Raw genomic sequence first — 13,086 nt, 5'->3', positions numbered from 1 at the left:
CCGGTCAGTGCCAGCTCTGGTTCTCGCTGCTGTCGCACGCGGCCAGGCCCCCGACGTACGGGTCCTGGATGCACCAGTCGAAGGCCTCGTTCTGGAATCGGATGGTGCCGTCGGACCAGCGCTTGACCCACCAGCTCTGCTGCTCGCTGTCGTTGCACGGGAGGCTGCGCAGGAAGATGACGCCGGTGCCGGTGCCGATCTGGGCGTGCAGGCACTCGCCGGTCTTGGCGTTCTGGAAGCGCTTGGTGCCGTCGTTCCAGCTCTTCACGTTCCACTGCTGGGTGGTGACGCCGACGCAGGCCGACGTACGCGGCTCGCCCCCGCCGACGTCCTCGAGGCATTGTCCGGTGGCCTCGTTGCGGTAGGTCTGGGTGGCCGCCGAGGCCGGCTGCGCGAAGCCGGCCAGCAGCCCGATCGCGGCGATGAGAGCGGCCAGGGCAACGGCCGCGGTGCGCTGAGGACGGTGCGTCCGCAGCATGGTGAGAATCGGGGTCGACATGTGAGGTCCTGCCTATCTACCAGGCTCGGCCCTGGTGGTCCGAGCGTCAGGTCGACGCTGTCAGGGGCCTCTCTCAGATCTCTGCCCGCGATCTGTCAGGTTTCGCACGAGGAAAAGGTTGGCAAGCATGAGTGATCTCCCCGCTGTCGTACGCCAGGACGGCCTGCCGGCGAGCGTGACGATCTACGAGGTCGGCGCGCGCGACGGCCTGCAGAACGAGCAGACGACCATCGACACCGGCATCAAGGCCGACCTGGTCACCCGGCTGCTCGACGCCGGGCTGAGCCCCGTGGAGGCGACCAGCTTCGTGCATCCCAGGTGGGTGCCCCAGCTGGCCGACGCCAAGGAGCTGATGACCGAGCTCGTCGGCCGCCTCGGCGAGCGGGCGCGAGAGCTGCCGGTGCTGGTGCCCAACGAGAAGGGGCTCGACCGCGCCTTCGAGCTGGGTCTGCGCCACGTCGCGATCTTCGGCAGCGCGACCGAGACCTTCGCCAACAAGAACCTCAACCAGAGCTATGACGGCCAGTTCGCGATGTTCGAGCCGACGATGGCGCGCGCGAAGCACGCCGGCATGACCGTGCGCGGCTATCTGTCGATGTGCTTCGGCGACCCGTGGGAGGGCCAGGTCGAGATCGCCAAGGTCGTCGAGGCGGGCAAGCGTCTGCTCGACCTCGGTGCCGACCAGCTCAGCCTCGGAGACACGATCGGCGTCGGCACCGCAGGCCACGTCAAGCAGCTCATCGGGGCCTTCGCGGCCGCCGGTGTCTCGACCGATCAGCTCGCGCTGCACTTCCACGACACCTACGGCCAGGCGCTGGCCAACACCTATGCCGGCCTGGAGGCGGGGGTGACCACCTACGACGCCAGCGCCGGCGGGCTGGGCGGATGCCCCTACGCCAAGAGCGCGACCGGCAACCTCGCCACCGAGGACCTGCTCTGGATGCTCGACGGCCTCGGGATCGAGCACGGCGTCGATCTCGACAAGGTCGCCGACACCAGCCGCTGGCTCGCCGACCATCTCGGCAGGCCGAGTCCCTCGGCCGTCGTACGTGCCCTGCGTTCCTAGGGCACTAGGCTGCATCCAAGAGTGACGGCCCGGTGACAAAGAGCGGACCGCCGCGACAAACTCTATTAACCTGGTGCAGAATAGCGGGATCATGGCGCGCAAAGTCTTCCTCCACGTCGGCGCTCCCAAGACGGGCACGACTTACCTCCAGGACAGGTTGTTCCACAACCGGGTGTCCCTGGAGAGGCATGGCGTCTTCTACCCCGTCGGCAACCAGCCCGACTTCTTCCGGCCCGCGCTCGACCTGATCGACCGCCCCTGGGGCGGCATGCGCAAGACGGTCCACGGCGAGTGGGACGCGCTGGTCAAACGCGTACGCCGCCACGAGTCCGACACCATCGTGATCAGCCACCAGCTCCTCGCCGGTGCCCGGCCCGACCGGGTCGAGAAGGCGATGAGCGACCTCGGTGAGGGCGGCGGCGCCGAGCTGCACATCGTCTACACCGCCCGCGACATCTCCCGCGTCGTCGCCGCCGAGTGGCAGGACCAGATGCAGCGCGAGCGCAAGGTCACCTTCGCGCGCTACCTGGAGCGGATGCAGACGGCCAAGCAGTCGCGCTCCGCCGCCTGGTTCTGGCGTACGCACGGCCTGCCCGACGTGCTCAGCCGGTGGGGTCGCAACCTCCCGCCGGAGCGGGTCCACCTGGTCACCGTGCCCCACGACGGAGCGTCGAGCGAGGTGCTCTGGCGCCGGTTCTGCGACGTCGTCGGGATCGAGGAGTCGTGGGCGCCGGTCGACAGCGACCGTCACAACCGGTCGCTCGGCCGGGCCGAGGCCACTCTGCTGCGCCGGCTCAACGCCCGGATCGAGGCGGAGGAGCTGCCCCGCGAGGACTACCGCCACATGGTCACCGAGGTGATCGCCAAGCGCACCCTCGCCCATCGTGACGGCCGTGAGCGGGTCACCATGCCGCCGTCGGCCTTCGGCTGGGCCGACCAGGTCGCGGACTCGTGGGTCGAGTGGGCCGAGCTGGCCAAGGTCGACGTCGCCGGCGATCTCGACGACCTCCGCCCGCGACACCCCGCCGCCGACGTCGAGTGGGTCGACCCCGACGCGCCGCGCGCCAAGGACGTCGCCGATGCCGCGATCGACGCGCTCGTCGCCGTCGTCGTCGAGGCCTCCCGCAGCCGGCGCCCGGTCGCATCGAGGGCCTCCAACCTCATCCGGCGCGTCAAGGGGCGACGCTCCTGATGCAAGCCGTGCCGACCAGGGGTTGGGGGTGGGCCGCGCACCTGCGCGAGGGCGGCACGACTCCGTGGACGTCATGGTCCGAGCCCGCCGAACCCTTCGCGGAGACGCATCTCCCCGGTGCCGAGGTGCTCGAGCTGCTGCGTCGGGTCAACACGACCGGTCCCTTGCAGCGGCCGCGCGTCGACAGCCTGCTGCGCACCAGCCCGCCGGGCCGCGGTCGCCGCGACCTGCCGCTCGTCGGTGACACCTCGCCCCGGACGTACGGCCCGCAGCCCGTGGATCCGGCCGAGCTGGCCCCGCGCGAGCTGCTGAGGGCGGCCAGCGTGCTGCTCGCCGAAGACCTCCTGGAGACCGGGCCGACAGCACCAGCAGAACCCGCCGCTGAGCAGGAGAAGCTGCCCTATCGCCTGGTCGGTTCCCCGTGGCTGACGATGCCGATCCGGGAGGAGCTCGAGCGACAGGGAAAGCTGCCCGGTGGCAGAGGTTTCACGGTCTACGTGCTCGGCGGTCCGCTCGACGAGGTCGCCGCCGGAGCGTGGCAGTTCCGCACCTTCACCAACCGGGTCAACCCGTGGCCGGTCTGGCTGCGCGACGCCCAGTGGCGCGGCTGGCTCGGCCCCCGCGCCGACCTGCCCCGCATCGCCGCCTGGTGGGCCGCGCGGGTCGGGAGGGAGCGGGTCGAGATCGTCACCGATGCGTCGCTGCTGCCCGACCTGCTCGGCGTCGACAGCGTGCCCGGCCCCTGGTCGGTCTCGGCCGAGGCCAACGAGGTCGCTCGCGTGATCGGGCAGGTCCTCAGCGTACGAACTGATCTCGAGACCCAGCGCACGCTGCTGGTCGACGGTCTGCGGCCACGGCTGGAGAAGCTCGAGCCGCTGCATCCCGGGGCACGGGAGGTCGGCTTCCCTGCGCAAAGTCTGGAATGGGTCGCAACACGAGCGCGGGCCCAACGTGATGCACTGCTCGAAGGCAGATACGCTTTCCACGGAGACCCGGACCGGCTTCTCCCCTCGGGGAGAGCGTCGCAGGGTCCCGACGAGCGCCGGGCCTTGGCGCTCGCGTTGTCACTGCTGGCGGGGCGTTCCTAGAGGAGTAGAGCGTTGGAGACTGGGCGGCGCGTGCTGCTTCACGTCGGCACCCCGAAGACGGGCACCTCCTATCTTCAGGACGTTCTCTTCCACAACCGAGAAGCCCTGGCCGAGCAGGACGTCTACTACTTCGCCGATCGGTTCGACGCCCACTTCCTCGCCGCGCTCGACCTGATGGATCTCCCCTGGGGAGGCATCGAGGAAGAGGCGACCGGCGCCTGGAACGCCCTCGCCGAGAAGGTGCGAGCGGTCGAGCACGGCACCGTGATCATCTCCCACGAGATCCTGGCGAGCGCCTCCTGGCAGCAGGCCAAGCACGCGCTCGAGTCGCTGGGCGACTCGGAGATCCACATCATGCTCTCCGCACGCGACCTGGCCAGGCAGATCCCGGCCGAGTGGCAGGAGAACATCAAGCACCGCTCGGTGGTCTCCTACGCCGAGTTCCTCGACGAGGTCCGTGACCCCGCTCGGGAGGGGCGGATCGGGTCGTGGTTCTGGGGCGTCCAGGAGCTGCCAGACATCCTCGACCGCTGGACCCAGGGCATCCCGCCCGAGCGCGTCCACCTGATCACGGTGCCACCGCCCGGATCCGACTCCGCGCTGCTGTGGCAGCGGTTCTCCCAGGCCTTCTGGCTCGACGACCTGGAGATCGACCTCGCCGAGATCGACCGCGGCAACCCCTCGCTCGGCGTGCCCGAGGCGGCGCTGCTGCGCGAGGTCAACCTGGCGGTCGTGCCGGTGATCGAGCCGGCCGACTACCGACCCTTCGTACGCGAGTTCCTGGCGCACCGCACCCTGGCCAAGCGCCGCGGCTCGGCGCGGCTGGCGCTCTCCCCCTCGATCCTGCCGTGGGTCGATGCGCTCTCCCGGAGCTGGGTCGACGCGCTCTCCGGTCGCGGCTACGACGTGGTCGGTGGCCTCGACGAGCTGCTGGTGCCCGGCGATCTGGCCGGCAAGCCGTTCGTCGACCCCGACACGATCGACTCGCGCGAGGTGCTCGACGCAGGCGTTGCCACCATCGACGCGCTGCTCCAGGAGGCCATCCGGCTGCGCAGCTCGGAGGCGCGCCTCGAAGACGAGGTCACCACCCTGCGGGCCGATCTGGCACACACCCAGTCGCTGGTGCCCAAGGAGCGTGCCCGCAACGGTCTCGAGCGCCGTTGGTGGGGTCGAGCGATCCTGCGGGTCTATCGGGTCTTCAGGCGCTAGCGCCGCGGCCGTCGCTCCGCTTCGGCAGCAGCTCGCGCGACGCGTAGCGGCCGATCTGGTAGGTCATCCAGCCGTCGGCGCCGGCGCCGACGACGCCGCCGACCAGCGGCACCCGCTTCGCGACCATCGACACCATCCGCTTGCCGGCGACGCGGCCGATCAGCTCCTGGGCGACCTCGGCGGCCACGATGTCGTCGATGGCGCGGTCATAGGCCGGTGCGGTCGCGATCGCCATCGGCGGGGCCGGGATCTTCTGGCTCTGGATCTGCTTGCTGACCTTCTCCTCGCTGAGGAGGGTGAGCAGGATGGCGTTGCGTACGCGTGGGTCGGTCAGGTCATAGCCGCGCAGGTGCGCGATCGAGGCCACCATCCGGCACTGGATGATCGCCATGCCGGTGATGTTGGCGGGCAGCGTCACGGCCTGGGTGACCAGCCCGCCGATGTTGGTCGCGAAGCCGCCGACCCCGGCGAGGCGTACGTGGGTGTCGACGATGTGCTTGACCGCGGCCTCGGCGTCGTCGTTGTTGTCCTCGAGGTGCTTCTCGGCGGTCGCCGCGGCGCCGGGCAGCGGTCCGACACCGACGATCGCGTGGTGGAGCGCCTGCCGGATGACGCCGGTGGTGACACCGGGGGCGGACCCGACGACCTTGGGCGCGAGCCGGCCGGCCGCCACGGAGAGCACTGACTTGGGACCGATCATGCTCCGATCGTATCGGGAAGGCGATAACGTTTTGCCGTGGCGAATCTTGGGGGTCCGATCGAACCGGAGCCGTCGCAGTGGGCCTTTGCCGACCTTCGTGACGCGCGGGCGGCGGGCAACGATGCGCATGCTCTGGACGATCTGGTGGGGATGGGCGCGGACGTCGCGCCCGGCACACTGCTGGCCGCCTACCGTCACGGGATCTTCCCCATGCCCGGGGAGTCCTGGCGCGATCCGATGATGTGGTTCTCGCCGGTCGAGCGCGGCGTACTGCCCTTGGACGAGCTCCGCGTCTCGCGATCTCTGCGCAGGTCAGCGCGTGACTTCGAGATCAGGTTCGACACCCGGTTCGAGGAGGTCATGGCGTCGTGTGCCGACCCGCGTCGCCCCCACGGCTGGATCGACAAGCGGATCCGCAAGGCCTATGGCGAGCTGCACGGCCTGGGCTGGGCGCACTCGGTCGAGGCCTGGCAGGACGATCGCCTCGTCGGTGGGCTCTACGGGGTCGCCATCGGTGGTCTCTTCGCCGGGGAGTCGATGTTCCACCGCGTCCGTGACGCGTCGAAGGTGGCGCTGGTCGGGCTGGTGTCCGCGTTGCGTGAGGCGGGTTCGACCGACCAGCGCATCCTGGACGTGCAGTGGCGCACCGACCATCTCGCGTCCCTCGGGGTCGTCGAGGTCGCTCGCAACGACTACCTCGACCGCCTCGAGAAGGCGCTACGGCTGCCGCTCCCGGAAGTCTTCGGCGGCCCTTCGTCGGAGGCTGACTAGAGGACGTATGCCTCGGCGCCGGTCTCGCTGACCATCGGGCGCCCGGCGCCGGCCCAGTCGACCATGCCGCCGGCGAGGTTGACAACCTCGAAGCCCTGCTGGGCGAGGTAGCCGACGGCGTTGGCGCTGCGGCCGCCGACCTTGCAGACCACGAGGGTCTGCCCCTCGGGGAGGTCGCCGAGGCGGGCCGGAAGCTCCTGGAGCGGGATGTGGATCGCACCTTCGATGTGGCCGGCAGCCCACTCGTCGTCCTCGCGCACGTCGAGGACTGCTACGGGCAGCGGGTCGGGTACGCCGGCGATCTCGACGGTGGGGATGCTCACCCCGAAATACTACTTGAGAAGCCTGGACATGCGGCGATCGGCGAGCGGTTTTCCGCCGGTCTGGCAGGTGGGGCAGTACTGCAGGCTCGAGTCGGCGAAGCTGACCTCGAGCACGGTGTCGGCGCAGACCGGGCACTTCTTGCCGGCCTTGCCGTGCACGGCGAGGTTCGACTTCTTCTCGCCCTTGAGCTCGCTCATCGCCAGGCCGGAGTCGCGTGCGACGGCGTCCTGGAGCGTCGAGCGCAGAGCGGCGTAGAGCGTCTCCGACTCCTCGGGTGTCATCTCGGCGGGCTTGAACGGCGACATCTTGGCCGCCCACAGGATCTCGTCGGAGTAGGCGTTGCCGATGCCGGCGATGATCGACTGCATCCGCAGCACGCCCTTGATCTGCTTGCGGCCCTGACCGGCGAGGATGTCGCGGAAACGGTCGAGGGTGAAGTCGTCCTTGAGGGGGTCGGGGCCCAGCGAGGCGACTCCGGGCACGTCGAGCGGGTCGTGGACGACGTAGAGCGCGAGGCTCTTCTTGGTGCCGCCCTCGGTGATGTCGAGCCCGCTGTCGTCGTCGAGCACGATGCGGATCGCCAGGCCCGACTTCGACCCCGGGCGCGGCGGGGCGGCCGGGAGCTCGTCACGCCAGCGGATCCAGCCGCCGCGGGCCAGGTGCATCACCAGGTGGACGCCGCTGGCGTCGATGTCGATGAACTTGCCGTGCCGGGTCACGTCGTCGACGAGGGTGCCCTCGACCGCGGTCAGGGGCGGGTCGTACGTCTTCAGTGCGCTGAACTGGGCGACGTGCACCTTCGTGATCGCGCGGTCCTTCAGGCGTCCGCGCAGATCCTCGGCGAGCGCTTCCACCTCGGGGAGTTCCGGCATGTTCGTGAGTCTAGAACCTTCGCCTTGCATCAGGGGGAGATTGCCCTTAAGATCGAACACACGTTCGAGACTAGGGGTCGATCGTGGAGTCTGCGCCTATCTAGGAATGAACCTAGATAGATGGATATTGGCCTACGTTCGCCGAATGATGTGGCTCGCTAGCGAAATCTAAGACGCGCCCTATATATCTGGATATCGTCTGATCATGGACCCCATCCGCAATCCGTACGCTCCGGGCGCTGGTCAGCGGCCCCCTGAGCTCGCCGGTCGCAACGAGCAGCTCGAGCAGTTCAACGTGGTGCTGGAGCGGGTCGCCCGTGGTCGTCCGGAGCGGTCGCTGGTGCTCACCGGGCTCCGTGGCGTCGGCAAGACGGTGCTGCTCAACACGCTGCGCTCGGCCGCGGTCCGCAAGGGCTGGGGCACCGGGAAGATGGAGGCCCGCCCCGACCAGTCGCTGCGCCGGCCGCTGTCGAGCGCTCTGCACCAGGCGGTGCGCGAGCTCGGTCATCCGAGTGCTGACGACGTCGACCACGTGCTCGGGGTGATCCGTTCGTTCGCTCAACGAGAGGCCGGCCCCAACGCCAAGCTGCGTGAGCAGTGGTCACCGGGCATCGAGGCGCCGGCGGTGCGTGGCCGGGCCGACTCCGGAGATGTGGAGATCGACCTGGTCGAGCTGCTCACCGATGTCGGTGGGCTCGCCGCCGACGTCGGCAAGGGGGTCGGGGTCTTCATCGACGAGATGCAGGATCTCGGGCCCGACGACGTCTCCGCGATGTGCGCCGCCTGCCACGAGATCAGCCAGTCGGGGCTGCCGGTGATCGTCGTCGGCGCCGGCCTGCCACACCTGCCGGCCGTGCTCTCGGCGAGCAAGTCCTACTCCGAGCGGCTCTTCTCCTACCAGCGCATCGACCGCCTCGAGCGCGACGCCGCCGACCGCGCGCTCGCCGCCCCGGCGAGCGAGGAGGAGGCCGAGTTCGAGGCCGCCGCGCTCGACGAGATGTACTCCGCCACAGGCGGTTACCCCTACTTCATCCAGGCCTACGGCAAGACCGTGTGGGACCAGGCGCCCCGCTCCCCGATCACCATCGAGGACGTGAAGGTCGCCGCCCCCGAGGCCGAGCGCGAGCTGGCCGTCGGCTTCTTCGGGTCTCGCTACGAGCGCGCCACCCCGGCCGAGCGCGACTATCTGCGCGCCATGGCCGACGCCGCCGTCGAGCTCGGCGCCGACGACATCGGCACCGTCGCCACCGCCGACGTCGCCACCTTCCTCAACAAGAAGCCGCAGTCGCTCTCCCCCGCGCGTGACGCGCTGATGAAGAAGGGCCTGATCTACTCCGGCGAGCGCGGCCGCATCGCCTTCACCGTCCCCCACTTCGGTCGCTACCTGCGCCAGCAGGGTTAGGTCCGCGCAGTGTGGTCGGCAGGGGCGGCGTGGCCCTCCGTCAAGGTATGCAGCTGAAGGCTCACTTCCCTCGTGGAGCTACGCACGGGATGTGAGCCTTCGCCTGCATACCTTGACGGAGGAACGGTCTACCGGTCACGCCCGGCGGTCTCGAGCAGGCGTAGCCAGATCTCGCTGATGGTCGGGTAGGCCGGCACCGCGTGCCAGAGGCGGTCGAGGGGCACCTCGCCGACGACGGCGATCGTCGCCGCCTGGAGGAGCTCGGCGGTGTCGGGTCCGACGGCCGTGAAGCCGACCAGCACGTTGCGCTGCTCGTCGATGACCATCCGTGCCTGTCCCCGGTAGCCGTCGGCGTGCAGCGAGGAGCCGGCGACGGCACCCAGATCGTGGTCGACGACGCCGACCTCGATGCCGGCAGCCTTCGCCGACTCGGCGGAGTGGCCCACGGCGATGACCTCGGGGTCGGTGAAGATCACCTGGGTGACGGCGCGTTCGTCGGCGGTCGCGGCATGGCGGCCCCAGGTGCTCAGGTCGGGCTCCTCGCCGCGTGCTCGGGCGACGATCAGGTCGCCCAGGGCACGGGCCTGGTACTTGCCGTGGTGGGTCAACAGCGCTCGATGGTTGACGTCGCCTGCTGCGTAGAGCCAGCTGTCTCCGACCGGTGTGCCGTCGGAGACCACGGCGAGCGAATCGTCGACCTCCAGCCAGCTACCGGGGGTCAGGCCGACGTTCTCCAGGCCCAGGTCTTTGGTGTTGGGCGTGCGGCCGGCGGCGACCAGCACCTCGTCGGCGGTCACCGTCGTGTCGTCGGAGAGGGTGAGGCGTACGTCGCCGGAGTCGTCGCGCCGGGCCTCGACCGCGTCGACACCGGTGTGGATCGTGACGCCGTTGGCTTCGAGCGCCTCGGCCACGTGCTTGCCGGCGAACTCCTCGACCCCCGGGAGGACCCGGGTGCGCGAGACGAGGCTCACCTGCGACCCGAGGGCGCTGAACGCGGTGGCCATCTCGGCCCCGACGACCCCGCCGCCGATGATGGCCAGGCGGTCGGGGATCGACGTGGCGCCGGTGGCCTCGCGGTTGGTCCAGGGGTCGACGTCGGCGAGGCCGGTGATGGGCGGGATCAGCGCGGCGCTGCCGGTGGCGACCACGACGGCATGGCGGGCGTGCAGGGTGGTCGTGGTGCCGTCGGCGTCGGTCACCGTGACGGTGCGGGTGTCGGCGATGCGGCCCTGCCCGCGGACCAGGGTGATCCCGGCGCCGGTCAGCCAGTCGACCTGGCCGCCGTCGTCCCATCCGGACGTGAACTGGTCGCGCCTGGCCAGCACGGCGGTCGCGTCGAGATCGCCGGTGACCGCCTTGCCGGCGGCGGGGAGCGCGCGGGCCGCACGCAGTGCGGCGGCGTCGCGGAGGAGAGCCTTCGACGGCATGCACGCCCAGTAGGAGCACTCGCCGCCGACGAGCTCGCTCTCCACGATCGCTGCGCTCAGGCCGCCCTGCACCGCGCGATCGGCGACGTTCTCTCCGGTCGGGCCGGCACCGATGACGACGACATCGACGGTGACCTCGGGGCTGTTGGACGTCATGTCAGTTCACCTTACTCGCGCGCTGACGCAGGCGGAGGGCGGAAATGAGGAAGAAGATGCCGCCCAGGGTCGCGTAGCCGGCCAGGCCGGTGACCGACGGCCTCGGACCTGCGGCCATCACGATGAAGCTGCTCCCGGCCAGGGTCGAGATGCCGCCGCTCAGAATCATCGCCCACTGGCCGCCGAGCCGGTAGCGCCGCACCGCGACGATCAGCTGGACGAGACCAGCAGTGATCGCCCAGGCGCCCCACACCCGCAGGATGTCGGGGATGCCGGAGGCTGCAGCGACCGCGACGCCGATCGCGGTGAGCAGGCTGAGCGCCATGTTGACGTAGAGCAGCGCGCGCGGCCCGGTGGCACCCGAGGTGCGGAAGTCGACCACCGCGGCGGCGACGTCGAAGAGCGGGTAGATCACCAGCAGCGCGACGCTCGCCGGGTTGAGCGTCGATGCGGTGAGTGCGACCAGCACGGCCCAGGCGACGGCGAAGCCGAAGCGTACGAAGTAGAGCTTCGGCAGCCCGCTCGTCGATGTGGTCGGGATGCCGGGGTGGGCGGTTTCTACGGAGGTGGACATGGGTTCTCTTCCTCGGATCTCTTGGGAGACAGAACGATCGTTCTACCTTGGATCCAGAGTCTGCACCGCGCTGACTACAAATGCAAGAACGATCGTTCTGTCTGCTAGCGTCGAGTGCATCGGAACAGGAGGAACCACGGATGTCGGAAGCGCGCGATCGGCTGCTCAGCACGGCGAGCAGGCTGTTCTATCTCGAGGGTCTGCACGCGGTCGGGGTCGACCGCGTGATCGCCGAGGCGCAGGTCACCCGGGCGACGCTCTACCGGCACTTCCGCAGCAAGGACGACCTCGTCGTCGCCTACCTGACCCAAGCCGACGAGGCGATCCGCGCGCGCGTCGATGCGGCGCGGGCGGAGAAGGCGGACCCCGACGACCTCATCCGGGCGGTCGGCCGCTCGATCGCCGCAGACATCGAGAGCGAGGGATTCCGTGGCTGCGCGTTCCTCAACGCGGCCGCCGAATATCCGGATCCTGCCCACGTTGTGCACCGGGCGGTGCTCGTGCACCGTGAATGGTTCCTGGCCGCGATCACCGACCTCTTCGCCGAGACCGGCAAGCCCGACGCCGAGGCCGCCGGCCGTCACTTCGTCATGCTGCGCGACGGTGCGATGGCGGCCGGCTGCCTGACCGACCCGGCACCGGTCTGCCAGACCTTCCTGCGCGGCCTGGAGGGTCTGCTCACCTACCGCAGCAGCCTCGCCGGCTGAAACCCCGCCGAGTCGGCTCGTTCTAACGAGCCGACTCGGCGGGATTTTCGGTCAGGACGAGCCGACTCGACCAGGAATTCGGTCAGGACGAGCCGACTCGGCGGGGGTTTCGTCAGTTGACGCCGTTGTCGGAGAGGAACTCCTTGGCGACGGTGGCGGGGTCGGCCTTGTCGACCTGCACCTTCGCCAGAGCATCGGTGAGGTTGTCGGTGGTCAGGGCCTCGGAGACCGAGTTGAGGGCGGTCTCGGCCTCGTCGCTGAGGGCGTCCGACTGGATCAGCGGGACGATGTTCTGGGCGAGGAAGAGGCTCTTCGGGTCCTCCAGGACGACCCAGTCGTTGGTCGGGATCGCCGAGTCGGTCGTGAAGACGTTGGCGACGTCGACGGAGCCCTTCTTCAGGGCGGCAATGGTCAGCGGACCGCCGGGGTCGGTCGGGGTGAAACCCTTGAAGGTGACGCCGTAGACCTTCTCCAGGCCGGGCACGCCCTGGGGGCGCTCCTTGAACTCCGGGCTGGCACCGAGGGTGAGGTCCTTGGCCACCGGCGCGAGGTCTTCGACGCTGGTCAACGAGTACTTCTCGGCGGTCTCCTTGGTCACCGTCAGCGAGTCCTTGTCCTCCGCGGCCGACTGTGGCAGCGTCTCGCTGCCCTTCGGGAGCACGTCCTGGAGCGCGTCGTAGACGTCGTCGGGCGAGGAGACACCCTCGGGGAGCTCGCCGCCCTTCAGGTAGGACAGCAGGCCGCCGTTGTATTCGGGCAGCAGGTCGATGTCACCGCTCTTGAACGCCTCCATGTAGACCTCGCGCGAGCCGATGTTGGGCTTGGTCTCGACCTTCACGCCCTCGGCCTCGAGGGCCTGGGCGTACATCTCCATGAGCAGCTCGCTCTCGGGGAAGTTGGCCGAGCCGACGACGATCGTGTCGCTGCCGGAGCCCGAGCCGGAGTCCGAGCCGGAGTCGAGCGGGTCGCCGCCGCAGGCGGTCAGGGAGCCTGCCACGGCGATGGCCGCGAGCAGGTACGCGGTGGTGCGGGTTCTGCGGGACATGGAGATACCTCTCGGTGGCTGATGCTGCGTCGGGTTCGTTGTGGGTCAGGCTCT

Annotated in this window: 14 protein-coding genes; 7 read left to right on the top strand and 7 right to left on the bottom strand. The window is 69.7% G+C overall.

The window, feature by feature from the left end:
* Nucleotides 1-4: 4 nt before the first annotated feature.
* Nucleotides 5-499 (bottom strand): RICIN domain-containing protein, encoded by a 495-nt coding sequence (locus FB381_RS00305; protein WP_141778438.1) that lies wholly within the window; start codon nt 497-499, stop codon nt 5-7.
* A gap of 127 nt (nt 500-626) precedes the next feature.
* On the opposite strand from FB381_RS00305, the gene FB381_RS00300 reads away from it, so the two are divergent.
* From FB381_RS00300 to FB381_RS00285, 4 genes are all read left to right on the top strand, one after another.
* Complete coding sequence (locus FB381_RS00300) at nt 627-1,565, top strand: hydroxymethylglutaryl-CoA lyase (protein WP_141778437.1); 939 nt, start codon at nt 627-629, stop codon at nt 1,563-1,565.
* A 91-nt stretch (nt 1,566-1,656) separates the two neighbouring features.
* A complete protein-coding gene (locus FB381_RS00295) occupies nt 1,657-2,757 on the top strand; it encodes a hypothetical protein (protein ID WP_141778436.1) in 1,101 nt (366 codons plus the stop codon).
* Between the two features lie 8 nt (nt 2,758-2,765).
* The gene (locus FB381_RS00290) at nt 2,766-3,845 is read left to right on the top strand and encodes a hypothetical protein (protein ID WP_141778435.1); all 1,080 of its coding nucleotides are present in this window, start codon (nt 2,766-2,768) and stop codon (nt 3,843-3,845) included.
* Nucleotides 3,846-3,875: 30 nt separating this feature from the next.
* Nucleotides 3,876-5,054, top strand: a complete 1,179-nt coding sequence (locus tag FB381_RS00285; protein ID WP_141778434.1) for a hypothetical protein — start codon at nt 3,876-3,878, stop codon at nt 5,052-5,054.
* Here FB381_RS00285 and FB381_RS00280 read toward each other — a convergent pair.
* Complete coding sequence (locus FB381_RS00280; protein ID WP_246087892.1) at nt 5,044-5,754, bottom strand: EcsC family protein; 711 nt, start codon at nt 5,752-5,754, stop codon at nt 5,044-5,046. The genes FB381_RS00285 and FB381_RS00280 overlap by 11 nt on opposite strands.
* A gap of 36 nt (nt 5,755-5,790) precedes the next feature.
* Here FB381_RS00280 and aat point away from each other — a divergent pair, with 36 nt between their 5' ends.
* The gene (gene aat, locus FB381_RS00275; RefSeq protein ID WP_141778433.1) at nt 5,791-6,525 is read left to right on the top strand and encodes a leucyl/phenylalanyl-tRNA--protein transferase; all 735 of its coding nucleotides are present in this window, start codon (nt 5,791-5,793) and stop codon (nt 6,523-6,525) included.
* Here the strand turns inward: aat and FB381_RS00270 are convergent.
* Together FB381_RS00270 and FB381_RS00265 are read right to left on the bottom strand one after the other, a co-directional pair.
* Nucleotides 6,522-6,848, bottom strand: coding sequence for a rhodanese-like domain-containing protein (locus FB381_RS00270; protein WP_141778432.1), 327 nt, complete (start codon nt 6,846-6,848; stop codon nt 6,522-6,524). The genes aat and FB381_RS00270 overlap by 4 nt on opposite strands.
* Nucleotides 6,849-6,857: 9 nt before the next feature.
* Entirely contained in the window at nt 6,858-7,721 is an 864-nt protein-coding gene (locus FB381_RS00265) for an Fpg/Nei family DNA glycosylase (protein WP_141778431.1), read from the bottom strand.
* Nucleotides 7,722-7,926: 205 nt separating this feature from the next.
* Here FB381_RS00265 and FB381_RS00260 point away from each other — a divergent pair, with 205 nt between their 5' ends.
* A complete protein-coding gene (locus FB381_RS00260) occupies nt 7,927-9,123 on the top strand; it encodes an ATP-binding protein (protein ID WP_141778430.1) in 1,197 nt (398 codons plus the stop codon).
* 128 nt (nt 9,124-9,251) lie between these two features.
* Here the strand turns inward: FB381_RS00260 and FB381_RS00255 are convergent, their stop codons facing one another.
* Complete coding sequence (locus FB381_RS00255) at nt 9,252-10,706, bottom strand: dihydrolipoyl dehydrogenase family protein (RefSeq protein ID WP_141778429.1); 1,455 nt, start codon at nt 10,704-10,706, stop codon at nt 9,252-9,254.
* 1 nt (nt 10,707) lies between these two features.
* Complete coding sequence (locus FB381_RS00250) at nt 10,708-11,280, bottom strand: hypothetical protein (RefSeq protein WP_141778428.1); 573 nt, start codon at nt 11,278-11,280, stop codon at nt 10,708-10,710.
* A 140-nt stretch (nt 11,281-11,420) separates the two neighbouring features.
* Here FB381_RS00250 and FB381_RS00245 point away from each other — a divergent pair, with 140 nt between their 5' ends.
* Nucleotides 11,421-11,987 (top strand): TetR/AcrR family transcriptional regulator, encoded by a 567-nt coding sequence (locus tag FB381_RS00245; RefSeq protein WP_141778427.1) that lies wholly within the window; start codon nt 11,421-11,423, stop codon nt 11,985-11,987.
* 112 nt (nt 11,988-12,099) lie between these two features.
* On the opposite strand, the gene FB381_RS00240 is transcribed toward FB381_RS00245, so the two are convergent.
* A complete protein-coding gene (locus tag FB381_RS00240; protein WP_141778426.1) occupies nt 12,100-13,032 on the bottom strand; it encodes an ABC transporter substrate-binding protein in 933 nt (310 codons plus the stop codon).
* Between the last annotated feature and the right edge of the window lie 54 nt (nt 13,033-13,086).

It is taken from the genome of Nocardioides albertanoniae, assembly GCF_006716315.1.
GTDB lineage: Bacteria > Actinomycetota > Actinomycetes > Propionibacteriales > Nocardioidaceae > Nocardioides > Nocardioides albertanoniae.
This window is presented reverse-complemented; position numbering and strand designations above follow the sequence as displayed.